The 24,545-nt window shown below is 63.2% G+C and carries 22 protein-coding genes; 8 read left to right on the top strand and 14 right to left on the bottom strand.

The features are described 5' to 3' along the window. Window positions 1–109: 109 nt before the first annotated feature. Genes LHFGNBLO_RS13355 through cysG form a run of 4 tightly spaced genes read right to left on the bottom strand, consistent with a single transcriptional unit; the run spans window position 110 to window position 4,319 of the window. Window positions 110–874, bottom strand: coding sequence for a phosphoadenylyl-sulfate reductase (locus tag LHFGNBLO_RS13355; RefSeq protein WP_258608031.1), 765 nt, complete (start codon window positions 872–874; stop codon window positions 110–112). Next, on the bottom strand, window positions 849–2,519 hold the full coding sequence (locus LHFGNBLO_RS13350; protein ID WP_258608029.1) for a nitrite/sulfite reductase: 1,671 nt from the start codon (window positions 2,517–2,519) through the stop codon (window positions 849–851). Before LHFGNBLO_RS13350 ends, LHFGNBLO_RS13355 begins: the two co-directional genes overlap by 26 nt. A gap of 46 nt (window positions 2,520–2,565) precedes the next feature. Beyond that, window positions 2,566–2,871, bottom strand: coding sequence for a DUF2849 domain-containing protein (locus LHFGNBLO_RS13345; protein WP_258608026.1), 306 nt, complete (start codon window positions 2,869–2,871; stop codon window positions 2,566–2,568). Beyond that, complete coding sequence (gene cysG / locus LHFGNBLO_RS13340; RefSeq protein ID WP_258608023.1) at window positions 2,868–4,319, bottom strand: siroheme synthase CysG; 1,452 nt, start codon at window positions 4,317–4,319, stop codon at window positions 2,868–2,870. The genes LHFGNBLO_RS13345 and cysG overlap by 4 nt, the downstream gene beginning before the upstream one ends. A 416-nt stretch (window positions 4,320–4,735) precedes the next feature. Here cysG and LHFGNBLO_RS13335 point away from each other — a divergent pair, with 416 nt between their 5' ends. From LHFGNBLO_RS13335 to LHFGNBLO_RS13325, 3 genes are all read left to right on the top strand, one after another. Further along, the gene (locus LHFGNBLO_RS13335; protein ID WP_258608022.1) at window positions 4,736–5,185 is read left to right on the top strand and encodes a host attachment family protein; all 450 of its coding nucleotides are present in this window, start codon (window positions 4,736–4,738) and stop codon (window positions 5,183–5,185) included. A 207-nt stretch (window positions 5,186–5,392) separates the two neighbouring features. After that, window positions 5,393–7,168, top strand: a complete 1,776-nt coding sequence (gene ybaL, locus LHFGNBLO_RS13330) for a YbaL family putative K(+) efflux transporter (RefSeq protein WP_258608020.1) — start codon at window positions 5,393–5,395, stop codon at window positions 7,166–7,168. Window positions 7,169–7,361: 193 nt separating this feature from the next. Then, entirely contained in the window at window positions 7,362–8,504 is a 1,143-nt protein-coding gene (locus LHFGNBLO_RS13325) for an NAD(P)/FAD-dependent oxidoreductase (protein WP_258608018.1), read from the top strand. A 111-nt stretch (window positions 8,505–8,615) separates the two neighbouring features. On the opposite strand, the gene LHFGNBLO_RS13320 is transcribed toward LHFGNBLO_RS13325, so the two are convergent. Continuing rightward, on the bottom strand, window positions 8,616–9,422 hold the full coding sequence (locus LHFGNBLO_RS13320; protein WP_258608016.1) for an AraC family transcriptional regulator: 807 nt from the start codon (window positions 9,420–9,422) through the stop codon (window positions 8,616–8,618). A gap of 197 nt (window positions 9,423–9,619) precedes the next feature. Between LHFGNBLO_RS13320 and LHFGNBLO_RS13315 the strand changes: the two genes are divergently transcribed. Both LHFGNBLO_RS13315 and LHFGNBLO_RS13310 read left to right on the top strand, forming a co-directional pair. Further along, window positions 9,620–10,540 (top strand): zinc-binding dehydrogenase, encoded by a 921-nt coding sequence (locus LHFGNBLO_RS13315; protein WP_258608014.1) that lies wholly within the window; start codon window positions 9,620–9,622, stop codon window positions 10,538–10,540. Window positions 10,541–10,687: 147 nt separating this feature from the next. After that, the gene (locus tag LHFGNBLO_RS13310; protein WP_258608012.1) at window positions 10,688–11,872 is read left to right on the top strand and encodes an MFS transporter; all 1,185 of its coding nucleotides are present in this window, start codon (window positions 10,688–10,690) and stop codon (window positions 11,870–11,872) included. Window positions 11,873–11,889: 17 nt separating this feature from the next. Here LHFGNBLO_RS13310 and LHFGNBLO_RS13305 read toward each other — a convergent pair whose 3' ends face one another. Together LHFGNBLO_RS13305 and LHFGNBLO_RS13300 are read right to left on the bottom strand one after the other, a co-directional pair. After that, the gene (locus tag LHFGNBLO_RS13305) at window positions 11,890–12,642 is read right to left on the bottom strand and encodes an SDR family NAD(P)-dependent oxidoreductase (RefSeq protein ID WP_258608010.1); all 753 of its coding nucleotides are present in this window, start codon (window positions 12,640–12,642) and stop codon (window positions 11,890–11,892) included. A gap of 52 nt (window positions 12,643–12,694) precedes the next feature. After that, the gene (locus tag LHFGNBLO_RS13300) at window positions 12,695–14,944 is read right to left on the bottom strand and encodes a transglycosylase domain-containing protein (RefSeq protein WP_258608008.1); all 2,250 of its coding nucleotides are present in this window, start codon (window positions 14,942–14,944) and stop codon (window positions 12,695–12,697) included. A 363-nt stretch (window positions 14,945–15,307) separates the two neighbouring features. On the opposite strand from LHFGNBLO_RS13300, the gene LHFGNBLO_RS13295 reads away from it, so the two are divergent. Beyond that, window positions 15,308–15,955, top strand: coding sequence for a class I SAM-dependent methyltransferase (locus LHFGNBLO_RS13295; RefSeq protein ID WP_258608006.1), 648 nt, complete (start codon window positions 15,308–15,310; stop codon window positions 15,953–15,955). 69 nt (window positions 15,956–16,024) lie between these two features. On the opposite strand, the gene LHFGNBLO_RS13290 is transcribed toward LHFGNBLO_RS13295, so the two are convergent. The 6 genes from LHFGNBLO_RS13290 to LHFGNBLO_RS13265 form a co-directional block, all read right to left on the bottom strand. Next, window positions 16,025–17,020: a hypothetical protein gene (locus tag LHFGNBLO_RS13290; RefSeq protein WP_258608003.1), complete on the bottom strand. Its 996-nt coding sequence runs from the start codon at window positions 17,018–17,020 to the stop codon at window positions 16,025–16,027. A 71-nt stretch (window positions 17,021–17,091) separates the two neighbouring features. Beyond that, complete coding sequence (locus LHFGNBLO_RS13285; protein ID WP_258608001.1) at window positions 17,092–17,238, bottom strand: hypothetical protein; 147 nt, start codon at window positions 17,236–17,238, stop codon at window positions 17,092–17,094. Between the two features lie 25 nt (window positions 17,239–17,263). Beyond that, complete coding sequence (locus LHFGNBLO_RS13280) at window positions 17,264–17,518, bottom strand: GlsB/YeaQ/YmgE family stress response membrane protein (protein ID WP_258607999.1); 255 nt, start codon at window positions 17,516–17,518, stop codon at window positions 17,264–17,266. A 110-nt stretch (window positions 17,519–17,628) separates the two neighbouring features. Beyond that, complete coding sequence (locus LHFGNBLO_RS13275; protein ID WP_258607990.1) at window positions 17,629–17,832, bottom strand: hypothetical protein; 204 nt, start codon at window positions 17,830–17,832, stop codon at window positions 17,629–17,631. 122 nt (window positions 17,833–17,954) lie between these two features. After that, a complete protein-coding gene (locus LHFGNBLO_RS13270) occupies window positions 17,955–18,575 on the bottom strand; it encodes a ribonuclease D (RefSeq protein WP_258607988.1) in 621 nt (206 codons plus the stop codon). Window positions 18,576–18,663: 88 nt separating this feature from the next. After that, on the bottom strand, window positions 18,664–20,049 hold the full coding sequence (locus tag LHFGNBLO_RS13265) for a M20/M25/M40 family metallo-hydrolase (protein WP_258607985.1): 1,386 nt from the start codon (window positions 20,047–20,049) through the stop codon (window positions 18,664–18,666). 414 nt (window positions 20,050–20,463) lie between these two features. Between LHFGNBLO_RS13265 and polA the strand changes: the two genes are divergently transcribed. Further along, complete coding sequence (gene polA / locus LHFGNBLO_RS13260; RefSeq protein ID WP_258609704.1) at window positions 20,464–23,424, top strand: DNA polymerase I; 2,961 nt, start codon at window positions 20,464–20,466, stop codon at window positions 23,422–23,424. 10 nt (window positions 23,425–23,434) lie between these two features. After that, window positions 23,435–24,055, top strand: a complete 621-nt coding sequence (locus LHFGNBLO_RS13255; RefSeq protein ID WP_258609702.1) for a LysE family translocator — start codon at window positions 23,435–23,437, stop codon at window positions 24,053–24,055. A 12-nt stretch (window positions 24,056–24,067) separates the two neighbouring features. Here the strand turns inward: LHFGNBLO_RS13255 and LHFGNBLO_RS13250 are convergent, their stop codons facing one another. After that, a complete protein-coding gene (locus LHFGNBLO_RS13250) occupies window positions 24,068–24,472 on the bottom strand; it encodes a Fur family transcriptional regulator (protein WP_258607982.1) in 405 nt (134 codons plus the stop codon). Between the last annotated feature and the right edge of the window lie 73 nt (window positions 24,473–24,545).

The following is a 24,545-nucleotide window of genomic DNA, read 5'->3' as shown; positions in this document are numbered from 1 at the left end:
AACTGGGTGGTTTCCGAGAACCGGAGCGGAGCGTACTTGAAGTACGTGAGCACCGGAAGCGCAGGACCCCGCCGTTTGCAGGCCGGCATCACCTGAATATCAACATACCCTAAAGCGATGCGTCGGTCAGCGACTTCTCCAGCCCCGACAAATGGATGCCGCACTCGGTCTTGGCGTGCCCCGCCCAACGGCCGCTGCGCGCATCCTCGCCCGGCTGCACCGGTTGCGTGCAGGGGAAGCAGCCGATCGACAGATAGCCATAGGCGACCAGCGGGTTTTCGCGCAGCGCATGCGCGCGCATGTAGTCGGCCTGGTCGGCGGTCGTCCAGCGTGCCAGCGGGTTGATGCGGATCCGCGAGCCGACCGCCTCGAAGATGGGAAGAGCTGCCCGTGTCGCCGCCTGGAAGCGCTTGCGACCGGTGAACCAGGCGCGGAACGGCTCGACGCCCCGCGCCAGGGGCTCGACCTTGCGGACATCGCAGCAGGCGTCGGTGTTGGTCTCGTTCAGATTGCCGGTCGGGTCGATACGCGAAAGTGCTGCCTCGTCGGGCGTGATCACCCGGATGTCGGTTAGCCCGAAATCGGCGACGAGCGCGTCACGATAGCCGAGCGTCTCCCCGAAATGCTTGCCGGTGTCGAGGAAGATGACCGGCAGCGACCGGTCGATCTCGGCGATCATGTGCAGCAGCACAGCTGAATCGGCACCGAATGACGAAACGGCGGCGATCTCGCCGTGAAAAAGTTCTCTGGCCGAGCGCTCGATGATCTCGAGTGGGTTCAGATGACCATAAAGCGCGTCGAGCCCCGCTGCTTGCGCAGCGATGCCGGCTTCGACGTCGACGATCCGGTCAAGCGGCCTTGGTTTCGCCAGCATAGAGCGCCTCCTTGAACGGCGCGGGACCGACACGGCGGTAGGCGTCGATGAATTTTTCCGACCGGTCGAGCCGAAGGCCGAGATAGGTTTCGACGATCTGCTCGATGGCGTCGGTGATTTCTTCCGAGCTGAAGCCGCGGCCGATGATCTCGCCGACCGAGGTGTTCTCGTCGGCGGAGCCGCCAAGCGTCACCTGATAGAGTTCGGCGCCCTTCTTCTCGACGCCCAAGATACCGATATGGCCGACATGATGGTGGCCGCAGGCATTGATGCAGCCGGAAATCTTCAGCTTCAGTTCGCCGATGTCGCGCTGCCGTTCCAGCGAGGCGAAGCGGAGCGAGATCTCCTGCGCAACGGGAATGGAGCGCGCCGTGGCCAGCGCGCAATAGTCGAGGCCCGGGCACGAAATGATGTCCGTGATCAGGTTGGAATTGGCCGTCGCCAGCCCGATGTCGACCAGCGCGTCGTAGACCGCCTTGAGGTCGGAGCGCGCGACATGCGGCAGGATCAGGTTCTGCTCATGGCTGACCCGCAGCTCGTCGAAGGCGTATTTTTCGGCGATCTCGGCGACCGCTTCCATCTGGCTGTCGGAAGCGTCGCCCGGCACCTCGCCAATGCCCTTCAGCGAGATCGTCACCGCCGCGTAGTCGGGATGGCGGTGGGTCACCACGTTCTGGTCGAGCCATTCCGAAAAACTCTTGGAATCGAGCCGTGCCAGCTTCACCGCCGCATCGCCCTCCGGCCGCTCAGCCAGTTGAGGTGGCGCGAAATAGGCATCGATGGCGCGGATGTCGGCTTCCGGCAGCTTCAGCTCGGCGTCCTTCAACTCCTGCCACTCGGCCTCGATCTGGCGGGTGATCTCCTCGACGCCGGTCTCGTGGACGAGGATCTTGATGCGCGCCTTGTACTTGTTGTCGCGGCGGCCATGGAGGTTGTAAACGCGCAGGATCGCCGTGCAGTAGGACAGAAGGTCGGCCTCGGGCAGAAAGTCGCGGATCTTCTTGGCAACCATCGGCGTGCGGCCCTGGCCGCCGCCGACATAGACGGCGAAACCCAGCTGGCCGGCCGCGTTCTTCTTCAAATGCAGGCCGATATCATGCGTCTGGATGGCTGCACGGTCGCGCTCGGCGCCAGTCACCGCGATCTTGAATTTCCGTGGCAGGAACGAGAATTCCGGATGCACCGACGACCACTGGCGCAGGATTTCCGCGTAGGGGCGCGGATCGGCGACCTCGTCGGCGGCAGCACCGGCAAAATGGTCGGCGGTGACATTGCGGATGCAGTTGCCGCTGGTCTGGATGGCATGCATCTCGACGCTTGCCAGGTCGGCCAGGATCGCCGGAATGTCCGACAGCGCCGGCCAATTGAACTGGATGTTCTGGCGCGTGGTGAAATGGCCGTAGCCCTTGTCGTATTTGCGGGCGATGTGGCCGAGCATACGCAACTGCTTGCCGTTCAGCGTGCCGTAGGGCACCGCGATGCGCAGCATGTAGGCGTGGAGCTGCAGATAGACGCCGTTCATCAGCCGCAGCGGCCGGAACTGGTCCTCGGTGATCTCACCGGCAAGCCGCCGCGCGACCTGATCGCTGAACTCGGCGACGCGGGCTTGGACAAAATCGTGATCGAACTCATCGTAACGGTACATGCTTCGTCTTTCAGGGCGCGTCCGCCCGCTTAAATCAAAGTCGTATCTATGCCGCCCGGACAGCTTCCGGACGGGCCTGTTTGCCGAGATCGCAGCGGATGGTCGGGCCGGCGGCACGGATCTTTTCGCGCAGCCGCACCGCCTCGACCACGCCGTCGACCAAGGTCACGTCGATCAGATTGACGTCGACAACCTCATTGTCGGCGTAGGCCTTGGCGCCGATCGCCTCCAGGCGGTCCTCGGCCGCCTTGTCATGGGCGATCTCGGCATTGCCGATCGTCTCGGCCCAGCCGCCATCGGCGTACCAGACGGCGATGCCGTCGGTGAGCCTGTTCGCGGTCAGCACTTTCATTGTTCGACTCCTTCGGTGGCCGCAACGGTCGCGCTTTCAAACCTGTGTGTCGCGAGCGGCTCTGAACGTTCAAAATTGGCGCCGGCAACCGCATCCCCGATGATGGTCATCACCGGGCCGGTCAGGTCGGCGCGCGCCTCCAGCGACGGCAGATCGGCGAGCGTGCCGTGGAAGCGGCGGCGGTTGGCGAGGCTGGCGTTCTCGACCACGGCTACCGCCGTATCCGGCGACAGGCCGGCCTCGATCAGCCGGCCGGCAACCTCTGCTGCGACCGAGCGGCCCATATAGACGGCGACCGTGGCGCCGGAGATGGCGAGCTTGGCCCAGTCGGGCAGCGAATTGCCCTTGAGGTCGTGGCCGGTGGTGAACACCATCGACGACGAAACGCCGCGCAGCGTCAGCGGCAGTTCGAAATCGGCGGCGGCGGCGAAGGCCGCGGTGACCCCCGGGACGACATCATAGGCGATGCCGGCATCGCGCAGCGCGGCCATTTCCTCGCCGGCGCGGCCGAACACCAGCGGATCGCCCGACTTCAGCCGCACGACGCGCTTGCCCTGCCTGCCGAGCTCGACCAGCAGTTCATTGATCTCGGCCTGGCTCTTGGAGTGGCAACCCTTGCGCTTGCCGACCGGCAGCCGCTCGGCGTCGCGGCGGCCCATGGCGACGATCGCCTCCGGCACCAGCGCGTCATAGACGATGACGTCGGCTTCCAGCAGCAAGCGGTGGGCGCGCAGCGTCAGCAAATCCTCGGCGCCGGGACCGGCGCCAACCAACGCAATGTGGCCCGCAGCTGGTGCGCTCGAAAGCAGCAGGCCCACAGCGGCATCATGCGCTTGCGAAAGCTCACCGGCCTCCACGGCGCGGGCCGGAGCACCGCCGAAGAAGTCGCTCCAGAAGCGACGGCGAACATTGCCTTTCGGCAGCAGCTTCTCGGCAGCAGCGCGGAACGAGGCGGCAAGCGTTGCCAGCGGGCCGAGCGAGGGCGACAGCATGCGGTCGATACGGCTGCGCAGCATCTGCGCCAGCACCGGACCGGCGCCTTCCGTACCGATGGCGATCGCGACCGGTGCGCGGTTGACCAGCGCCGGGGTAAAGAAATCACACAGTTCCGGCCGGTCGACGGCGTTGACCGGGATGCCCAGCCGGCGGGCGTCCCCGGCAACGCGACGGTCGAGCGCCTCGTTGCCGCTGGCTGCGAACACCATGACGGCGCCGTCGAGATGCCCGGCATCGTAGGCAGCAGCAATGTGGGTGGCGCCGCTTTGGGCGATGAATGTCAGAAGATCCGGCTCGGCGCTTTCCGCGATGATCCGCAGCACGGCGCTCGACTGGCCGAGCAGCCGCGCCTTGGCCAGCGCCTCTTCGCCGCCGCCGACGATGGCCACGGCTTCGCCCTCGACCCGCATGAAGACGGGGAAGGCGTTGAGCTTGGGATTGGCCTGCGGCATGACGAGCAGATTCCTGAACAATTCGGCAGTTTTACGCGCGGGCGCGAAAAACCTGAAGGAACCCACTCGCGCATCATTTGATGGGAGGCAATCGCTTTTCTGCAAGCCTCCCGGCCAAGAGAAAAATATTCCTCATCCGCTCATGGAGCGGATTCAAGCCGCTGTCGCAGACCTTGTTCTGCGGCTCTTCTAGCGACAAGCGCGCCGCCTCACAAAACAGTTTTTTCTAAATTCTACCAATTTAGTAGATTAAAGTCGCCCACCCTGCCGCCACATACGAGCGCAGTCAAATCGTCCTGGGAGAGGCTGCTGGCGCTTCAGAAGATCGGGGGGAACATACCTGCTTAGCCACGCGTTGGGCCTTACCGCAACAAACAATCTTCGGCGGGATTTTAACTCTCGAAAAGGAACGCGCGATGAGCAAAATCAACCTGAAAAATGGCCTCTGGATCATGGTGGCCGATGGCGAAAAAGCGCTGTTCCTCAAGAATGAGGGCGATGGCCTCTATCCGAACCTTCAGCTGGTGCAGGAGATGAAGCAGGACAATCCGGCCACGCGCGAGCAGGGCAGTGACAGCCCCGGCCGTCACAATGATGGCCCTTCGGCTCATCGCAGCGCGGGCGAGGACACCGACTGGCACCGGCTGGGCAAGGAACGCTTCGCCGACGAGGTAGCCGACCGGCTCTACAAGCTCGCCCACCACGGCATCTTTGACGAGATCGTACTGATCGCGCCACCCTCGATGCTCGGCACCATGCGCAAGAAGCTGCACAAGGAAGTCAGCGACAAGGTGCAGGCCGAAATTCCCAAGACCTTGACCAACCATGCCGTGATCGACATCGAGACCATGCTGCAGGCGGCTTGAAATAAAGTTCAGCCGACAATCCGGCATACACCATTCGGCGCGCGCAGCGATTGTACTGCGCGCGCCTTTCGTCTTTCAGCGCCTTTCGCTACCAATTTCCGCCATTGCGGGTTGCGTCGCCGACGTCCCCTCCACCATATTGCAAAGGTGGCGGCTTCGGGCCGCGTGCATCCGACATCACGGTTCTTGAAAGGCGCTCCATAGACAATGCCGCATGACACGCCCCTTATCGCCACCATCGTCGCCGGTCTGGGGCTGGCTTTCGTCTTCGGCGCCCTCGCCAACCGCTTCCGCATCCCGCCGCTGGTCGGCTACCTCGTCGCCGGCGTGCTGGTCGGACCGAACACGCCCGGCTTCGTCGCCGATGCCGGCCTCGCCAATGAATTAGCCGAGATCGGCGTCATCCTGCTGATGTTCGGCGTCGGCCTGCATTTCTCGCTGAAGGACCTGTTGTCCGTCCGCGCCATCGCCGTGCCCGGCGCCATAGTGCAGATCGGCTTTGCCACGGCGTTGGGTGCCGGGCTGTCCTGGATGCTCGGCTGGTCGATGGGCGCCGGGCTTGTCTTTGGCCTGGCACTTTCCGTCGCCTCGACCGTGGTGTTGTTGCGCGCCTTGCAGGAGCGGCGGCTGATCGAGACCGAACGTGGCCGCATCGCCGTCGGTTGGCTGATCGTCGAGGACCTGGCCATGGTGCTGGCGCTGGTGCTGCTGCCGGCACTTGCCGGCGTGCTCGGCGGCCAGGAGCCGGCGGACACGCATAGCAGCTTGCTGTCCTTACCGGCCAGCTACGGCATATGGGGCGTCGTCGGCATCACGCTGGCCAAGGTCGCCGCCTTCGTCGTCGTCATGCTGGTGGTCGGCCGCCGGGTCATTCCGTGGATCCTGCACTATGTCGCCCATACCGGTTCGCGCGAACTGTTCAGGCTGGCGGTGCTTGCCATCGCGCTCGGCGTTGCCTTCGGTGCGGCCAAGCTGTTCGGCGTGTCGCTGGCGCTGGGCGCCTTCTTCGCCGGCATGATCATGAGCGAATCCGAGCTTAGCCATCGCGCGGCCGAGGAATCGCTGCCGCTGCGCGATGCCTTCTCGGTGCTGTTCTTCGTCTCGGTCGGTATGCTGTTCGACCCGTTCAGCCTGGTCAACAATGGCTGGCCGATCCTGGCGACGCTGGCCATCATCGTTATCGGCAAATCGCTGGCGGCGTTCGTCATCGTCGTCGCCTTCCGTTATCCGCTCGCTACGGCACTGATGATTTCGGCCAGCCTCGCCCAGATCGGCGAATTCTCCTTCATCCTGGCCGAACTCGGCGTCGGACTGAAGCTGCTGCCCGAACAGGGCCGCGACCTCATCCTCGCCGGCGCCATCCTGTCGATCGTCCTCAATCCCCTGATGTTCCTGGCTCTCGACTGGATGAAGCCATGGCTGGAGGCGCGAGCCGCCAAGGCTGGACCCTCAGCTGAGTCAAGGCCGATCGGTCCGGCGACGGAACCCGGCCAGGTGGCTTCGGTTGCTGCCGTGGCTAAGGAGGATGGCCCGCCACCCCGGACAAGCCTTTCCGGTCATGCCATCCTGATCGGCTACGGTCGGGTCGGAAGCCTGGTTGGCGCTGCGCTGAAACAGGCCGCACTTCCCTTCATCGTCATCGAGGACGCCGACAAGACGCTGGCAAGGCTCAGGGCCGACGGCGTCGAAACCGTGTCCGGCAACGCGGCGAATGGCGACGTGTTTGCTGCCGCCAATCCCGAGGGCGCGAGCCGGCTGATCCTTGCCATTCCAAACGCCTTCGAGGCGGGGCAGATCGTGCTGCGCGCTCGCGCCGCCAATCCTGGGATCAACGTCATCGCCCGCGCCCATTCCGATGCCGAGGTCGAACACCTCAGGGGGCTTGGCGCCGACACCGTCATCATGGGCGAGCGCGAGATCGCCCGCGGCATCGTCGAAGAGGTGATGGGGAGCGGCTCCAGCGCTGGTGGCAAAGGCGACTGAAGAGCCGAAGTGCTCTCCGGTCTCCGCTTCGCTCGGGTCTTGCGGGGTGAATTCCGGCGATACCTCAATCTGGTCGACGAGTTCTCAGCGTGATCTTTGCCAAGGACACTGCTACGCTGCGGCATTGGTCCCAACCGGGCGCGCCGTAACGCCTGGACGGCCGCACACGCGCGCTGCACAATGAGGGGGTTCCATGAACACGATCAGCAAGCCGCGCGTGCTCGTCCTGGGGGCGGGCTTTGGTGGCCTTGAACTCAGCACCTTGTTGTCCGAGACGTTCGGCGACGGCGTCGATGTGACCTTGATCGACAAAAGCGATGCCTTCGTCTTCGGCTTTTCCAAGCTCGACGTGATGTTCGGCCACACCACGCTCGACGCAGTGCGCATGCCATACCGCAACTTCGCGAAATCGGGCGTGCGCCTTGTCAGGCAGACGATCACCGCGATCGATCCCGAAAGGCGGCGCGTCGCCACCGATGGTGGCGCCTACGAGGCCGATTTCCTGATCGTGGCTCTTGGCGCCGACTATGATTTTGACGCCACGCCGGGGCTGGCCGAGGCCAACGAATTCTACACGGTGACCGGGGCTGAGCGCCTGCGCGATGTGCTGCCCACCTTCACCGGGGGAAAGGCGCTGGTCGGGGTCTGCGGCGCGCCATACAAATGCCCGCCGGCGCCCAGCGAATGCGCCTTGATGCTGCACGACTATCTGGTCAATCGCGGTGTCCGCGAAGCCTGCGAGATCAGTTTCGTGCTGCCGCTGTCCAGCCCGGTGCCGCCTTCCCCGGAAACCTCGCGCGCGCTGGAGGCCGCCTTCGCCGAGCGCAGCATCACATTCATTCCGGGCCGCCGCATCGCCTCGATCGACAACACCCGCAAGGTCGCAACGCTCGATGACGGAGCCGAAATGCCCTTCGATCTGTTCCTTGGCGTCCCCAAGCATCGCGTGCCCGACGTGGTCATAGGCAGCGGCATGGCAGAGGGCGGCTGGATTCCGGTCAATCCGCGGACATTGGAAACCAGATATCCCGGTGTCTACGCAGTGGGTGACGGCGCCAACACCGGCACGCCGAAGGCCGGCGTGTTCGCCGAAGGCGCTGCACGCGCCGTCGCCAGCGACTTGATCGCCAGACTGCGCAACAGCGGCAAGGCGACGGAGTACAACGGTTTCGGCACCTGCTATATCGAATTCGGCGGCGGGCGCATCGGCAAGGTCGAAGTGGATTTCTTCTCTGGTCCAAAGCCGACCGGAACCTATCACGAGCCATCGGTCGCCCTGCGGGCGGACAAGGAGATTTTCGGCTCCAGCCGCCGCGCCCGCTGGTTCGGGATGTGACGCCCGAAAATCCCTGCTTCTGCCCCTTGGTGTAGCGAGAAGGCGGCTCGGTACACGTGCCTGCCGCCATTGATGTCGATTTCCGGACCGGTCACATAGGATGAAGGTCAATCAAGCGACGAATGCAGAGCCGCCATTCTGCGCGACACTGCTGAGATACTTTGCCGGGGGTTTCCCAAGCGCCTTCTTGAACATGGTGATGAAGGCCGTGACGGAGTCGTAACCGAGATCGCCCGAAACTTGCTGCACGCTCGCACCGGAGGCCAGCTCTCGTATTGCGACGATCAAGTGCAATTGCTGGCGCCAGCGGCCAAAGCTCAACCCTGTCTCCTTCACGACGAGACGGGCGAGACTGCTCTCGCTGAGCGCGACGCGGTCGGCCCACTCCGCCAAGGTGCTGCGGTCGGCAGGATCTTGCGCCAGCGCTTCGGCGATCCGCCGCAAGCGTGGCTCAGCCGAGATCGGCAGATGCAATTGCTGCACAGGCATGCGCGGCAGTTCGGCGAGCAGTATCCCTGCCAGGAGATCGCCTCTTGGCTCCTCCGGCGCACAATCCGACAGCTCGGTGATCAGTTCGCGCAGCAGTGGCGAGATCGAAAGCGTGCAGCACCGGTCCGGCAGATCGGCAGCTCCCGGCTCAATGTATACGAAGAAGATCCGGGCATTGGCGGTCGCGATATTGCTGTGTTCCATATCGCCGGGAATCCACACCCCGCAATGAGGCGGAACCATCCACAGGCCGCTTGGGACGCGGCATGTGACGCCGCCTCCAAGTGCGAAGACGAGTTGTCCCTTGCGGTGCTGATGGGCGGGCACCTCCGCCCTGGTGTCGGTGACGTCGACGCGCACCGCAATCGCCGGTGCGAGTACATCATCTACATCGAAATTGAGCCACGGGTAGCGAAGAGGCTGTCTCATGATTGACGACTTTTAGCGACTAAACGCCATGGTAGCTAAATTCTTTGCCCGGGGAAGTCGATAGGTTTCGGTTGCGCATAGTGATCCCGTTGATCCCGCGCGCCCATCGCCGACCGCCATCTCGATGGGTACTGGGCCAGCTTGCCGTGCTTTGCACGGCTAGGCAGGCATCCGCAACCGGCAGGAAAGTACGACCCATGCTCGCCCTCGTCATGTCTCCCGACAGCACCACTAGGCTGAGGCTCGCCGAGGTCGAGGACCCTCAGCCCTTCGCGAATGAGGCGCTCGTCTCGGTGCACGCAACCTCGTTGAACCGCGGCGAACTGCGCCTGCTCACCATACGTCCGGACGGCTGGATACCTGGCCAGGACATCGTTGGGGTTGTCGAACAGGCAGCAGCCGATGGTTCCGGGCCGGCCGTTGGCACCCGGGTTGTGGCTTTGGTCGACGAGGCCGGCTGGGCCGAACGTGTCGCCGTTCCAACCGACCGTCTCGCCGTCCTGCCGGATGACGTCAGCTTCGTTTCCGCCGCCACGCTTCCGGTCGCGGGCACGACGGCGCTAAGGACCTTGCGCCATGGCGGTGACCTGGCCGGCCAGCAGGTCCTGATCACAGGTGCAAGCGGTGCGGTCGGGCGTTTCCAGATCCAGATCGCCCGCGAGCAAGGCGCCTCGGTGACCGCAATCGCCGCCGCCCGGCATGCCGAGGATCTCCGCGGCCTTGGAGCCGAGCAGGTCGTCGAGTCGATCGAGTTGGCCAGTGGGCCGTTCTCACTGATCACCGAGTCGGTCGGTGGCGAAAGCCTGGCACACGCGATCGGACGTGTCTCGCCTGGCGGGACCATCGTCATGTTCGGTTCGAGCAGTGGCGAACTGACGCCCATTGGATTTCGCCAGTTCGTTCCGGGTCACGAGGGCGCGAGGCTTCAGACGTTCGCTTACTACACTTCCGGCTCAGGCATTGGCGCGGACATCGCCTCGCTGCTCACTAAGGTCACGGCTGGCCGGCTGGATACCCGCGTGTCCCTAACCGTGCCGTGGACAGACATCGCCCAAGCCCTTGAGGCACTGCGACAGCGCAGCTTCAGCGGCAAGGCTGTTCTCACCATGGCCGGATGAGCCGGCCATTTCGGTCAATGGCCCTGCGCTTGGCGCGGGCTGGAGATGATTGACGGTATTTGGCGATCGTTTTCCGTAACACGCAAACCAAAGCGCACGAGGACAGAAGGACTGCGTCGCGCTTAACAACAAGGTCAGGAGCCTGCAATGACGGTAAGAGAGGTTGTCAGAACATCCAGCGGCCAGGGGCTTCTCGTTTTTGGCATCCTGCTGATCGCATCGACGCTCCGCACGCCCATCACCAGTGTGGCGCCGATGCTGGGCATGATCCGCGAAAACAGCGGCATCAGCGCAGCCGAAGCAGGTGTGCTGACGACCCTTCCCTTGCTGGCGTTCGCGGCGATCTCACCCTTCGCGGCCGGCCTGGCGCGCCGATACGGCATCGAGAAGTCCTTGTTCGGCGCGCTGCTTGTTGTTGCGGCCGGTATTGCCCTGCGCTCGACGGGCCCCATCTGGGCGCTGTTCCTTGGAACCGGCACGCTTGGCGCCGGGATTGCCGTCGCTAACGTCCTGCTCCCAAGCCTGCTGAAGCGGGATTTTCCCAACCGGGTCGCCGGCCTGACCGGCGCCTATGCTATCGCGTCCGGGCTTGCGCAGGCACTCGCATCGACAGCGGCGATCCCGCTTGCTCAATTGCCCGGATCGAGTTGGCACCTCTCGCTTGCCTGCACGCTGATCTTTCCAGTCGCAGCCTTGATCGTCTGGGCTCCCCAGCTTCAGCTGTCTTCCGCCCCGGAGCGAGAGGCATCCTCCACGCATGACCGCGGACGCATCTGGCGCTCGGCCCTTGCGTGGCAAGTGACCGGATTTCTGGGCCTCACTTCACTGGTCTTCTACGTGATCGTCGGATGGTTGCCCTCGATCCTGGCAGAGGCCGGCTACCCGGTGGCTACCGCAGGCTCGCTGCATGGGCTGTCTCAACTGGCAATCGCGATCCCCGGCCTGCTCCTCGGTGCCGCCGTCAAGCGTATGAAGGACCAGCGGGCGCTCGCCGTGGGCGTGTCGCTGACCACCTGCCTTTCGCTGCTGGGCCTGTGGCAGCTTCCGGCCCTTGCAGCACTTTGGGTAGCGCTCTTTGGCTTCGGCGCGGGTGCCGCCTTCGTGCTTGGCCTTTCGTTCGTCAGCTTGAAGGCCTCGAATAGCCAGGAAGCGGCGGCGCTGTCGGGAATGGCGCAATGCCTGGGCTATTCGCTGGCCGCCGCGGGCCCGCCGCTAGCCGGTCTCACCCATGACGCGACCGGAACTTGGAGCTTTGCTCTGGCCGCCTGCGCCATCGCCACCTTGCTGATGGCAGTCCTGGGAAGCCTGGCGGGACGGGCAAAAACGATCTGACCGAATGCGTCAGCCGCTCACACGTGCTGGCCGCCATTGATATGGATTTCCGAGCCCGTCACATAGGACGCCTGCTGCGAGCACAGGAAGAAGATGATGTCGGCGACTTCGGCCGTGGTGCCTAACCGCCGCAGCGGGATCGTCTCGACGATCTTGGCCGTGCCCGGCGACAGGATCGCGGTGTCGATCTCGCCGGGTGCGATCGCATTGACGCGGATGCCGTGCGGGCCGAAATCATGCGCCATCTCGCGTGTCAGGGAGCCGAGCGCCGCCTTCGATGTCGCGTAAGCGGTGCCGGCAAAAGGATGCACGCGGCTGCCGGCGATAGAGGTGACGTTGACGATCGAGCCCTTCGCCGCCGCCAATTCCTTGAACAGGCCTCTGGCCAGCATGATCGGCGCGAAGAAATTGACCTGGAACACGTCGCGCCAGACATGCATCGGCGTGTCGATCGAGTTCATGCGGCTGTTGCCGTCCTTGAGCTTGGGCGAAATGCCGGCATTGTTGACAAGCGCATGCAACTGGCCGCCATGCGCTTCCAGCCGATGGCGGATTTCCGAAATGGCGATGCCGACATCTTCCTGATCGGCAAGATCGACCTTGATATGGTCTTCCGGGCCGGCCGGCCATGGACAGTCCTCAGCAAAAGCCTGGCGCGAGCAGGTGATGACGCGCCAGCCCTCGCGCGAAAAGCGTTTGACCGTGGCGTGGCCGATGCCGCGGCTGGCGCCGGTCAGCACGATCGTTTTTCTGCTATCGGTTTCAGCCATGTCGCGGTCTCCAGCGGGACATGTAGCGGAAGCCGGCTGCGGTGGCGAGGGGTTAACCGCCGGTGAGAATGTCGAGGATCGAAGTCTGCCGCTTCTTGACCGGGCCGCCGACATTGCCGGGCGGCACCGGGTGCTTGATCGATGCGGTGGCGCCGCCATCGCCCGGCATGTCAAAGCCCTCCGCATCGACCGTTTCGGCCGCTCGCGCGGCACGGGCCGGCGCAGGCGGCTTGGAAGGCGGTGCTGATCGACCAACAGACGCAGCCGGCACCGGCGCCGGTGTGTCGGACGGAATTTCGTCCTGAACGATGGTGTCGGCCGGCGTCGACTTCCAGGTTCCCGGCAATGGCCGCACCGGCACGCCTTCGTGTGCTGCGACCATGAACTCATGCCAGGCCTGCGCCGGCAGCGCGCCGCCGGTGACCTTCTTCATCGGGCTGCCGTCGTCATTGCCGAACCAGACGCCGGTGGTGAGATTGGCGGTATAGCCGACGAACCAGGCGTCGCGCGAATTCTGGCTGGTGCCGGTCTTGCCGGCCGACGGCCAGGCGAATGCCGCCTTCTTGGCCGTGCCGATCTCGACCGTGCCGGTCATCATCGAATTCATCATGCCGACGATCTCGGCCTTGACGACGCGCGGCGCGCTGCCGCCATTGTTGTCGTAGAGCACCTTGCCTTCGGTTGTCGTCACCCGGCGAATGAAGTGGATGTCCGGCTTGTAGCCGCCGTTGGCGAAGGGAACATAGGCCGAGGTCAATTCCAGCGGCGTCACTTCCGAGGTACCGAGCGCGATCGAGGTGTTTGCTATCAGGTCGGACTGGATGCCCATCCGGTGCGCCGCCTCGACCACCGCGTCAGGTCCGACTTCCATGGTCAGCTGTGCGGCGACCGAGTTCAACGATTTCGCCAGGGCGGTAGCCAGCGTCACCTTGCCGAAATATTTGCCGCCGTAATTGTCCGGCGTCCATTTACCGATCTTGATCGGCGCGTCGTTGCGCACGCTGTCGGGCGTGCGTCCGGCTTCCAGGGCCGCCATATAAACGAACGGCTTGAACGCCGAGCCCGGCTGCCGGCGGGCTTCCGAGGCGCGGTCGAACTGGCTGGTCGAATAGTCGTAGCCGCCGACCATGGCGCGCACGGCGCCGGAATTGTCGATCGACACCAGCACGCCCTGGCTGACATTGAGCTTCTTGCCGCTCTCGTCGATCAGACGGCGGATCGACTGTTCGGCGAGCTTCTGCAGCGTCAGGTCAACGGTGGTGTCGACGACGATGTCGCCGCGCACGTCGCCGATCAGATCGGGCAATTCTTCCATGATGGTGTCGGCGACATAGTTTTCCGAACCGGTCCAGTAGGACGGCGCGCGCGTCGCCGGCGCGCTCATCGCCATGGTCTGCTCCTTGGCGCTGATCTTGCCTTCGTCGCGCATGGCGGCAAGCACCAGCTGCGCGCGCTCCTCGGCCGCCTTGGGGTCGCGTGCCGGCGACAGCCGCGACGGCGCTTTTAAAAGGCCGGCCAGTAGGGCCGCCTCGGACAGGGTGACATCGCGCGCGCTCTTGCCGAAATAGCGGCGCGAAGCCGCTTCGACGCCATAGGCGCCGGAGCCGAAATAGACCCGGTTGAGGTACATTTCGAGGATCTGGTCCTTGGTGTGCTTGTGCTCCAGCCACAGCGCCAGCAGCACTTCCTGCACCTTGCGTTCCAGCGTGCGGTCGGGTGTCAGGAACAGGTTCTTGGCCAGCTGCTGGGTCAGCGTCGAGCCGCCTTGCGAAAAACGCCCGCCCAGAACATTGGTCACCATGGCGCGGGAAAGGCCGATCGGGTCGATGCCGAAATGCGAATAGAAGCGGCGGTCCTCGATGGCGATGACGGCCTCCGGGATGTAGGGCGACATTTCGTGCAGGCCGACGGCCTCGCCGCCGCTCATGCCGCGATTGGCCAGCAGCTTGCCATCGACCGAGACGATCTTGATGTTGGGGGCGCGGTCGGGAATGGCCCAGGTCGTGGCCGCCGGCATTTTCGCGCCGTAGTAGACGACGATGCCGGCAGTGGCGATGCCGCCCCAGATGGCCAGCACGAAGCACCAGTAGAACAACCGGCCGAGCACACCGAACAGGCCGCGCCGGCTTCGGCCGCGCCCGCCACGCGACGATCTTGCCTTGGATGATTTGCGCTTTGCGGAGGACTTGCGGTTGCCAGGCACGACGCGATCCTCCTCGCTCACCGAAAGACCGGCCGGGGATTTCGCCCGTGGCGATCCCTCGAAGCTGGGCTCGATGCGACTGTCTCTGCGGTTCGCCATGCGTTGCGCTGTCTGTCCCGATGCCTATGGCGCTCGGGTTGAAGAGTAGATGCGGCGGTTTAAAGGCGCGTTAAGTCGGAAAAAATTAAAGCGCTTTCTAATCAATCGCTTGTCTCTTCCGCGTTGCCGCGGCGTGGACGCCCCAGATTGATGTGCGTGGCCATCGACTGGGTATCTCTCGGAAGGCGCCGATTTTGCACTGACCCATGGCAGCCACAGTACCCACCGGCGTCGGCGCAATCGAGGCGATCGCCGGCAAACTGGGCGGAAGACAGTCCATCCGTGTGGAGGGTTGCCCGGTCATAGCTGGCGACTTTTCGAGTTACATGCTAGGAGGCCCGCCATGATCGGGAGACAGAAACGATGGGCTTGAAAACGTTTCTTGGGCTCAAAAAGGCGCCCCCGCCAAATCAGAACAGCATACTACCGCCAGAATGCGCGTCGTGGTTCGAGGGTAAGGACTTCACGAGCGACTGGTTGAGCAAGAAATTGCCGTTTTGGTTTGCCCCGTTGCGCCATATGCGGTCTGAGAAGGTCGCCGTTCTGGAGCTTGGTTCTTACGAAGGCCGGTCAGCCGTCGCCCTGCTCGAAATGTTTCCCTTGGGCCATGTGACATGCGTCGACATATTTGCCGCACCGGAGGTTGAACGCCGTTTTGATCTAAACACCAGTTCCTATCTGGATCGTTGCCGAAAGATCAAAGGGTCAGCCCTTGCCGTAATGGAAACCTTGGCGACCGAAGCCGCTCGATTCGACGTGATCTATCTCGACGCGGGCAAGCGACGTGATGATGTATTTCCACAAACCGCCCTCGCCTGGTCATTGTTAAAGATCGGCGGCACGATGATCTGGGACGATCTGCGATGGGGGATTACCAAAAAAGTAGCGGATCAGGCCAGGCCCGGCCCGGCGATCGAGCTATTCGCCCGCGTCTTTAAGGGCTGCATGACTGAACAGCACCGGGGCAATCAACTGATAGTCAGAAAGACGGCGCACTGGCCAGAGCGCTAGACGCCGCTGAATCTTCGGGACTGCGGTAACGCCTTCCAACGAAAACAATGGCTTAGTGTTAAAGGTGCGTTAAGTCTGGCGCAGAAGCTCCAGTGGCTGACCGGCCATCGATGCCAGCGGAAAGAAGGCCAGCGTCTGCTCCTGGCAGGTTACCGCCACAACATGGCCGGATCGGTCGATGTCGAGGCCTTTCGGGCCGCCTTCCTCGAGACTGGCCCTGCCGCGCTTGAAGGTTTCATCGTCGAGAACGGCAACAGATCGGGAAGGCGTATGGCGCCCATTCCAGCCTGTATCGCTGTCATAGATGTGCAGCATTGGACTGCCAGCGTCGGCGACAAGGATATGCCGGCCATCGCCCGTGAAGCGAAGGCCATGCGGATAATTGGCGTTTTCGAGGATTCCAGCGGGCTCGGTGTCCGGTCCGAGCGCCGCGGACATGCTGTAGATCTTCACGTCGTTGGTGCCATGGCTGCTGACGGCGACCCATTGGCCGTCATGGCTGAGGGCGATGCCGTCCGGAATATCGAGACCATGTTTGAGAAGGAGGTGGTTCTTTCGCGCGCGATAGCCCCATCGCCGGTCGACCACATGCCGGGTGACCTGGTTCCTGTAATTGTTGCAGACCAGCAGGCTGACCCGGCCACGCTGATCCTGTCTGGCGACGACCGAACCCGGTGTCTTGAGCTTGCAGAACAGACCGCCCTTTATCTGGCGAATGGGTGCAATTTCGCGGCTGCGGCCGGCCGGCTCTCCCCCCGGCAGAGAAAATATCGCAATCATCCCGTCGCGATTGGCGACAACCAGGGTTTGGTCATCGATGAAATCGAGGCCATGGATCTCCCCAATGCCTTCCGAAGTCAGCTCCATGAAATCATGGATGGTGACCTGGGGATCATCAGGCGCTGGCTCGACCTCAACCTTCAGGATCAGGCAGCGCTTTCGCGCAAATCCGGCAATTGCCAGCAGTCGGTTGTCCGGAGAAAAGCGCAGATCTTCTGTGCGCCCGATGGCTGAGAGCGCGGCTCGGACAGCCTCGCTGGCCTTGAACTCGATCCGAGGTATCACTTGAAGGTCTGACCTGAAGAGTCGAATGAAGGGTGGGCACCGGCGCGTTGGGAGCGCCGTGCCTGAGATGTTCAGTTCTGCTGGATCGAAATGCCCTTGTCGTCGATCTTGAGTTCCACGCCCTTCGGCTTGGTCTGCTCGCGATAGACGTAGATGCCAAGTGCAATGACCACGACCACGAGCGCGCCGATGACGACATAGAGGGTGTTCTGTTTCATGGCGCGCCCTTTTTCTTGTCGAGCCTCAAGCTCGCTTCATCACCTTGACCAGCACCAAAAGGATGACGGCGCCAATCGTGGCGTTGATGATGGCGGCGAGAATACCGCCGCCGATGGCGAATCCGAGCCTTGGGAAAAGCCAGCCGGCGATTAACGCACCAATGATGCCGACGACTATGTTGCCGATCAGGCCAAAGCCGAAGCCCGAGACGATGAGGCCGGCGAGCCAGCCGGCAATGGCACCGATGATGATGAAGACCAGAAGGCTTTCGATACCCATAGAGCATTCCTCCGAGCAAGAGGCGAACAGCGGAGCTGCAAACCCCGAATCAGCCTCGATTTCAACGGCTTCAGGCTATTCGAAAGCAATCGGTCCCGCCAGCGGCGGCATCATTCGTCGTCATCATCGCTGGTGGCAGGTCGCCAACTGGTCGGCTCGACCTTCTTCTGCGTATGGCTGTCGACATAGACCCACCAACCGTCGTCGCGATGTTGTGCGATGGATTCGTTCACGACGCCGTCACTGTCTTTCCATTGGACAGTGATCTTGGAGCCATCCGTTGGCGCGGTAGAGATTGGTTTGCGGTCTGCCATGTCATCCCTCTTGAGCAATTCCAGGAAAAGTGTGAGCGGTTTTCCGTCCGGAATTGCGCAAAAAACAAGTATTTGATCCGACAGAACGCAACGGATAGCGCCCTGGTTCCGGGCTAAGGCCATCAGCTGTGAGCGAAGATATCCTCTTCGCCCCAGCCCATCAGGTCGAGCTTGGCACGCGTCGGCAGGAAGCGGAAGCAGGCGTCGGCTTCCTTGGTCCGGTTCTCGCGCGCCAGCCGCGCCGCCAGCACATCGCGCAGCCGGTGCAGGTAAAGCACATCGGAAGCTGCATATTCGAGCTGTTCGGGCGACAGTGTCTCGGCCGCCCAGTCCGACGATTGCTGCACCTTCGACAGGCCGACACCAAGAAGTTCGTTGCAAATGTCCTTCAGCCCGTGCCGGTCGGTGTAGGTGCGGGTCAGCCGCGAGGCGATCTTGGTGCAGAATACCGGTTCGGCCGTGACGCCGAAGGCGTTGTAGAGCACGGCGATGTCAAAGCGGCCGAAATGGAAGAGCTTGGTTATGCCGCGGTTCCTGAGCAGGCTGACGAGGTTCGGCGCCTTCTTCTGGCCGGGCGCGATCTGGATGACGTCGGCTGTGCCATCGCCTGGCGAGATCTGCACCACGCACAGCCGGTCGCGATGCGGGTTCAGCCCCAGCGTTTCGGTGTCGATGGCCACTGCGCCGACGTTGTAATGCGCAAGGTCAGGCAGGTCATTTTTGTGAAAGTGGATTTCGCTCATCGTCTTCTCCGGTCGCGGCGCTACCCGTCCTCGCCGCGATCCGATGAAAAATCAACAGAAAGTTGAATTTCACCTATCCAGATCCATCTCAGCGCGTCAGCGCATTGAGAATGCGCGCCCAGGAGCGCTGCCCCTTGTGGAAGGAACTCAACTCGTATTTCTCGTTGGGCGAATGGATGCGGTCGTCGTCGAGGCCGAAGCCGACCAGCAGCGATTCGATACCGAGATAGGTCTGGAAATCGCCGACGACCGGGATCGAGCCGCCGCTTCCGGTCGTCACTGCCGGCTTCGGCCATTCATCCGACAGCGCATCCTTGGCCTTGGCCAGGAACGGCGAGTCATAGGAAAGCTGGATGGCCGGCGAGCCGCCATGCGGATGGAATTCGACCGAGCAATCGGCCGGGATGCGTTCCCTGACGAATTTCTGGAAAGCGGCACGGATCTTCTGAGGATTCTGCTTGTGGACGAGGCGGAAGGACACTTTTGCCGAAGCTTCCGCCGCGATCACCGTCTTGAAACCCTTGCCGGTGTAGCCGCCGATGATGCCGTTGAACTCGGCCGTCGGCCGTGCCCAGGTCAGTTCGAGCACCGAGCGGCCCTTTTCACCTGATGGAATCGACAGGCCGACAGGCCCGAGGAAGGTTTCGGCGGTCTCGCCAAGCGTTTCCCATGACTGCAGTACTTGCGAGGGCGTCTCCTCGACCCCGTCATAGAAACCCGGAATGGTGATGTGGCCATCCTTGTCGTGGATATCGGCCAGGATTTTCGCCAGGATGCGGATCGGGTTGGCGGCAGCACCGCCGTAGAGCCCGGAATGCAGGTCGCGGTCGGCGGCCTTCACAGTGATTTCCTCGCCGACCAGCCCGCGCAGCGCGACGCAGATCGACGGCGTATCGCGGTCCCACATGCCGGTGTCGCAGACCAGGGCGAAGTCGGCCCTGAGTTCGGCCGCGTTCGCTTCGAGGAACGGCTTCAGCGACGGCGAGCCGGACTCCTCCTCGCCTTCGAACAGGATGGTGATACGGCACGGCAGGCCGCCATGCTCCTGCTTCCAGGCGCGGCAGGCCTCAACGAAGGTCATCAACTGCCCCTTGTCGTCGGCCGAACCACGCCCGGTGATCACCTTGTGACCGGGCTCAATCTCCTTGACCGAAGGCGCGAACGGGTCGCTTTCCCAGAGCTCGATCGGATCGACGGGTTGCACGTCGTAATGGCCGTAAAACAGCACATGCGGCGAACCAGCAGGCCCTTCGTGATGAGCGACCACCATCGGATGTCCTGGCGTGTCGCGCACGCTGGCGTCGAAGCCGATCAGCTTGAGCTCCGCCACCAGCCATTCCGCCGCCTTGCGGCAGTCGGGGGCATAGGCCGGGTCGGTGGAAATCGACTTGATCGCGAGCAGGCCGAACAGCCGTTCCAGGCTCTGGTCGAGGTTTTTGTCGAGGCGGTCGAGGACGGGAGAAATTGCGGACATAATTGGCGGGCCTTTCGATTCTGAGCGGCAACCGCCTAGAGGGGTGAGACAGAAACGAAAAGCCCGCGATCGTTGGACCACGGGCCAAGAATGCTTGTCGAAAGGCAGAAAAATGCCGCCGTGGTGGAGGGGAACCACGGCGGCCTTTTACTCGAAACGATGCGGCAGCCCGGAGAGGGGGATAGGCTGCCGCAGGTGTCCGGTATAGGCGGGGGACGGGCCTTGCTCCGGACTTCGGCGAAAACTGCCGATGACGTTTATTTGTGTCTTCGAACGTGGCGATTCAAGGGCGTCAAAATTACACTTTTGTAACATACGCGTGAGCGGAACAGTCTGTCAGGGTGTTGCCGGAACCAGTGTTTGAAGCCGCCTTTGGCATGGACCGCGGCGCTGCGCCGCGCTATCCCTGCCGGCATGAAAAAAGGCGATCATCTCTTCCTTATCGACGGCTCCGGCTACATCTTCCGCGCCTATCATGCGCTGCCGCCGCTGACCCGCAAATCCGATGGCTTGCCGGTCGGGGCTGTTTCCGGCTTCTGCAACATGCTGTGGAAGCTGATGCTGGATGCCCGCAACACCGATGTCGGCGTGGTGCCGACGCATTTCGCGGTCATATTCGACTACTCGTCGAAAACCTTCCGCAATGACCTTTATCCCGAATACAAGGCCAACCGCTCGGCGCCGCCCGAAGACCTGATCCCGCAATTCGGCCTGATCCGCCAGGCGACCAAGGCCTTCAACCTGCCCTGCATCGAGATGGAAGGCTTCGAGGCCGACGACCTTATCGCCACCTATTGCCGGCTTGCCTGCGAAGCCGGCGGCGACACCACGATCATCTCCTCCGACAAGGACCTGATGCAGCTGGTTGGCCCGACGGTCGGCATGTACGACCCGATGAAGGACCGCCAGATCGGCGTTCCCGAAGTCATCGAGAAATGGGGCGTGCCGCCGGACAAGATGATCGACCTGCAGGCGCTGACCGGCGACTCGGTCGACAATGTGCCGGGCGTGCCCGGCATCGGGCCGAAAACCGCGGCGCAATTGCTCGAACAGTTCGGCGACCTCGACGCCCTGCTCGCTCGCGCGAGCGAGATCAAACAGGACAAGCGGCGGGAATCGATCATCGCCAATGCCGACAAGGCGCGCATTTCGCGCCAGTTGGTGACGCTGAAGGACGACGTGCCGGTGATCGATGGGCTCGAGGATTTCGTGCTGCATGAGCCTGACGGACCGAAGCTTATCGGTTTCCTCAAGACCATGGAGTTCACCTCGCTGACCCGCCGCGTGGCGGAAGCGACCGCAACCGAGGCCGGCGATATCCAGGCTGTCGCTGTCACTATCGAACGCGCCGATACGGCGCATGGTCCTGATGTCGGGTCGGGAATGCCCGTCGCCGAAAGCGCACCGCGCGCTGGGGCGGAAAGTGGGGACGTAGCGGCCTCCACACCCAGCGCGGAAGCGGCCAGGCAGGGCGACACCCCTTCCCTGCTCTCGGCCCTTCGGCTCGAGGCGGCAACCGCGAGCAGGATCGACACCAGTGCCTACGTCTCCATCCGTGACATCGCCACGCTGAAGGCCTGGATCGCCGAGGCGATGGAAGCCGGCATCGTCGCTTTCGACACCGAGACCACCTCACCCGATCCGATGCGGGCCGAGCTTGTCGGCTTCGCCATGGCCACCGCGCCCGGCCGCGCCGCCTATGTGCCGCTTGACCATAAAAGCGGAAACGGCGACCTGCTCGGCGGCGGATTGCTCGAAAACCAGATACCGGTCCGCGAGGCGCTGGCAGCGCTGAAGCCGTTGCTGGAAGACAAGTCCGTTCTCAAGATCGTGCAAGAGTTGAAGTCCGACCTCATCGTCATGAGCCGCCACGGCATCGATGTCGCGCCCTATGACGACACCATGCTGATTTCCTACGTGCTCGACGCCGGCACCGGCCACCACACCATGTCGGCTCTTTCCGAAAAATGGCTCGGCCATGCGACGACTCCGCTCAAGGAACTGGCCGGATCGGGAAAAAGCTTTGTCGGTTTCGACCAGGTCGATATCGACAAGGCAACCGCCTATGCCGCCGGACACGCAGACGTGACGCTCGGGCTCTGGCGGGTGCTGAAGCCGCGGCTCGCTGCCAAGGGCCTTGTGTCGGTCTATGAGCGGCTGGAGCGGCCGCTGGTGCCGGTGCTGGCGAGAATGGAGCAGCGCGGCATCTCCGTCGATCGGCAGATCCTGTCGCGGCTGTCCGGCGAACTCGCGCAGGGCGCGGCACGCCTGGAAGAGGAGATCTACCAGCTCATCGGCGAACGCATCAACATCGGCTCGCCAAAACAGCTCGGCGACATCTTGTTCGGACGCATGGGCCTGCCTGGTGGTTCGAAAACCAAGACCGGGCAATGGTCGACCTCGGCGCAGCTGCTGGAAGACCTCGCCGCCGAAGGGCACGAACTGCCGCGCAAGATCGTAGACTGGCGCCAGCTCACCAAGCTGAAATCGACCTATACCGACGCGCTGCCCGGCTTCATCCATCCCGACACCAAGCGCGTTCACACCTCATATGCGCTTGCCGCGACGACGACCGGCCGGCTGTCGTCCTCCGACCCAAATTTGCAGAACATCCCGGTGCGCACGGCTGAAGGGCGCAAGATCAGGACGGCTTTCATCGCCGACAAGGGCAACAAGCTGGTGTCGGCCGACTACAGCCAGATCGAGCTGCGCGTGCTCGCTCATGTCGCCGAGATCCCGCAGCTCAAACAGGCTTTTGCCGACGGCGCCGACATCCATGCCATCACCGCGTCGGAAATGTTCAACGTACCGGTCGAAGGCATGCCCGGGGAGATCCGCCGCCGCGCCAAGGCGATCAATTTCGGCATCATCTACGGCATTTCCGCCTTCGGTCTTGCCAACCAGCTGTCGATCCCGCGCGAGGAAGCCGGCGCCTACATCAAGAAGTACTTCGAACGCTTCCCCGGCATTCGCGATTACATCGAGGCAACCAAAGCCTATGCCCGCGAGCATGGCTTCGTCGAAACCATCTTCGGCCGCCGCATCCACTATCCCGAGATACGATCGTCAAACCCATCGATCCGCGCGTTCAACGAACGCGCCTCGATCAACGCAAGGCTGCAGGGCACCGCCGCCGACATCATCCGCCGCGCCATGGTGCACATGGAGGATGCGCTCGACAAGGCAGGGCTTTCCGCCCGCATGCTGCTGCAGGTGCATGACGAACTGATCTTCGAAACGGTGGAAGCGGAAGTCGAGGCGACGATACCTGTCGTGCGCCGTGTGATGGAGAACGCACCGATGCCGGCGGTTTCGATGTCGGTGCCGTTGCATGTCGACGCGCGGGCCGCCAACAACTGGGACGAGGCGCACTAAAGTGAGCGAAATGCTGCCGTTCCCCACGGCCACATTCCTCTCCTTCACGTTCGCATCCCTGCTGATTGAACTGACGCCGGGGCCGAGCATGACCTATCTGGCGCTGGTTTCGGCGAGCGACGGACGACGCGCCGGCTTCGCCACCGTGGCGGGCATCGCATTGGGCCTCGCGGTCATCGGCGGCGTCGCTGCCCTGGGAGTCGCCGAACTCATCCAGGCATCTTCCTTACTCTACGAGGGGTTGCGCTGGGCAGGCGTACTGTTCCTGCTCTATCTCGCCTGGGAGGGTTGGACCGCTGGAACCGATGTGGTTTCGAACAGTGGAAATCCGGGCGACAAATACTTCTGGCGCGGGTTTGTCACCAATCTCCTCAACCCGAAGGCGGCGATCTTCTATGTCGCCGTGCTGCCAACCTTCGTCGAGGCCGGGCGGCCGATACTTGCACAGACTGTGCTGCTCACCGTGACCTATGTGGCAGTCGCGACAGCGGTACATGGGATGATCGTCGCGCTGGCGGGAACGTTGGAACCGTTCCTCAACGATCCCCGACGGGAGCGGATCAGCCGGCGGCTGCTTTCCGGCTTGCTGGCGCTCGTTGCGCTCTGGTTCGCCTGGTCGACCGCACGGTAGGGTCTTTGGGATCTAAGCAGCTTCGGCCAGGCACTTCGCACACGTCCCCCGGAACTCGATCACCGCCCTCTTGGCGGCGAAGCCAGTGGAGCGCACCCATTCGTCCAGCCGGTGGCCGACATCATGGTCGGAGAATTCGGTCACTTGCCCGCATGTGTCGCAGATGGCGAAGGCGGTCATCGAATGGCTGTGGTCGTGCGGCTCGGCACAGGCGACGAAGGAATTGAGGCTTTCCAGCCGGTGCACGAAACCGGACTTCATCAGCGTGTCGAGCGCGCGATAGACCTGCAGCGGCGCGCGGAAGCCGCGCTCGCGAAGTTGGTCGAGCAAGGTATAGGCGCTGAGCGGCCCGCTGGCGGCCTCGAGTTTCTCGAGCACGCACAGCTGGTTCTTCGTCAGCACATCCCTTGCCACCATGATCCTGTTTCCAACCCTGCGCCGTTCGCACGTCATTTCTGCATGCGGATGGTCTCTGTCCCATCCAGATAGC

It is taken from the genome of Mesorhizobium sp. AR10, assembly GCF_024746795.1.
In the GTDB taxonomy this organism is placed as follows: Bacteria; Pseudomonadota; Alphaproteobacteria; order Rhizobiales; family Rhizobiaceae; genus Mesorhizobium.
Note: the sequence above shows the minus strand (reverse complement) of the source record. Positions and strands in the feature narration are given on the sequence as shown.

What these genes read in the sequence shown, in the direction of transcription:
- LHFGNBLO_RS13295 (WP_258608006.1), top strand. Translation starts at nt 15,308, where the DNA reads ATGGGCTTGAAAACGTTTCTTGGGCTCAAAAAGGCGCCCCCGCCAAAT.
- LHFGNBLO_RS13285 (WP_258608001.1), bottom strand. Translation starts at nt 17,238, where the DNA reads ATGAAACAGAACACCCTCTATGTCGTCATCGGCGCGCTCGTGGTCGTG.
- LHFGNBLO_RS13345 (WP_258608026.1), bottom strand. Translation starts at nt 2,871, where the DNA reads ATGAAAGTGCTGACCGCGAACAGGCTCACCGACGGCATCGCCGTCTGG.
- LHFGNBLO_RS13335 (WP_258608022.1), top strand. Translation starts at nt 4,736, where the DNA reads ATGAGCAAAATCAACCTGAAAAATGGCCTCTGGATCATGGTGGCCGAT.
- LHFGNBLO_RS13350 (WP_258608029.1), bottom strand. Translation starts at nt 2,519, where the DNA reads ATGTACCGTTACGATGAGTTCGATCACGATTTTGTCCAAGCCCGCGTC.
- LHFGNBLO_RS13250 (WP_258607982.1), bottom strand. Translation starts at nt 24,472, where the DNA reads ATGGTGGCAAGGGATGTGCTGACGAAGAACCAGCTGTGCGTGCTCGAG.
- LHFGNBLO_RS13315 (WP_258608014.1), top strand. Translation starts at nt 9,620, where the DNA reads ATGCTCGCCCTCGTCATGTCTCCCGACAGCACCACTAGGCTGAGGCTC.
- LHFGNBLO_RS13305 (WP_258608010.1), bottom strand. Translation starts at nt 12,642, where the DNA reads ATGGCTGAAACCGATAGCAGAAAAACGATCGTGCTGACCGGCGCCAGC.
- ybaL (WP_258608020.1), top strand. Translation starts at nt 5,393, where the DNA reads ATGCCGCATGACACGCCCCTTATCGCCACCATCGTCGCCGGTCTGGGG.
- LHFGNBLO_RS13325 (WP_258608018.1), top strand. Translation starts at nt 7,362, where the DNA reads ATGAACACGATCAGCAAGCCGCGCGTGCTCGTCCTGGGGGCGGGCTTT.
- LHFGNBLO_RS13270 (WP_258607988.1), bottom strand. Translation starts at nt 18,575, where the DNA reads ATGAGCGAAATCCACTTTCACAAAAATGACCTGCCTGACCTTGCGCAT.
- cysG (WP_258608023.1), bottom strand. Translation starts at nt 4,319, where the DNA reads ATGCCGCAGGCCAATCCCAAGCTCAACGCCTTCCCCGTCTTCATGCGG.
- LHFGNBLO_RS13255 (WP_258609702.1), top strand. Translation starts at nt 23,435, where the DNA reads ATGCTGCCGTTCCCCACGGCCACATTCCTCTCCTTCACGTTCGCATCC.
- LHFGNBLO_RS13275 (WP_258607990.1), bottom strand. Translation starts at nt 17,832, where the DNA reads ATGGCAGACCGCAAACCAATCTCTACCGCGCCAACGGATGGCTCCAAG.
- LHFGNBLO_RS13300 (WP_258608008.1), bottom strand. Translation starts at nt 14,944, where the DNA reads ATGGCGAACCGCAGAGACAGTCGCATCGAGCCCAGCTTCGAGGGATCG.
- LHFGNBLO_RS13310 (WP_258608012.1), top strand. Translation starts at nt 10,688, where the DNA reads ATGACGGTAAGAGAGGTTGTCAGAACATCCAGCGGCCAGGGGCTTCTC.
- LHFGNBLO_RS13320 (WP_258608016.1), bottom strand. Translation starts at nt 9,422, where the DNA reads ATGAGACAGCCTCTTCGCTACCCGTGGCTCAATTTCGATGTAGATGAT.
- LHFGNBLO_RS13280 (WP_258607999.1), bottom strand. Translation starts at nt 17,518, where the DNA reads ATGGGTATCGAAAGCCTTCTGGTCTTCATCATCATCGGTGCCATTGCC.
- polA (WP_258609704.1), top strand. Translation starts at nt 20,464, where the DNA reads ATGAAAAAAGGCGATCATCTCTTCCTTATCGACGGCTCCGGCTACATC.
- LHFGNBLO_RS13355 (WP_258608031.1), bottom strand. Translation starts at nt 874, where the DNA reads ATGCTGGCGAAACCAAGGCCGCTTGACCGGATCGTCGACGTCGAAGCC.
- LHFGNBLO_RS13265 (WP_258607985.1), bottom strand. Translation starts at nt 20,049, where the DNA reads ATGTCCGCAATTTCTCCCGTCCTCGACCGCCTCGACAAAAACCTCGAC.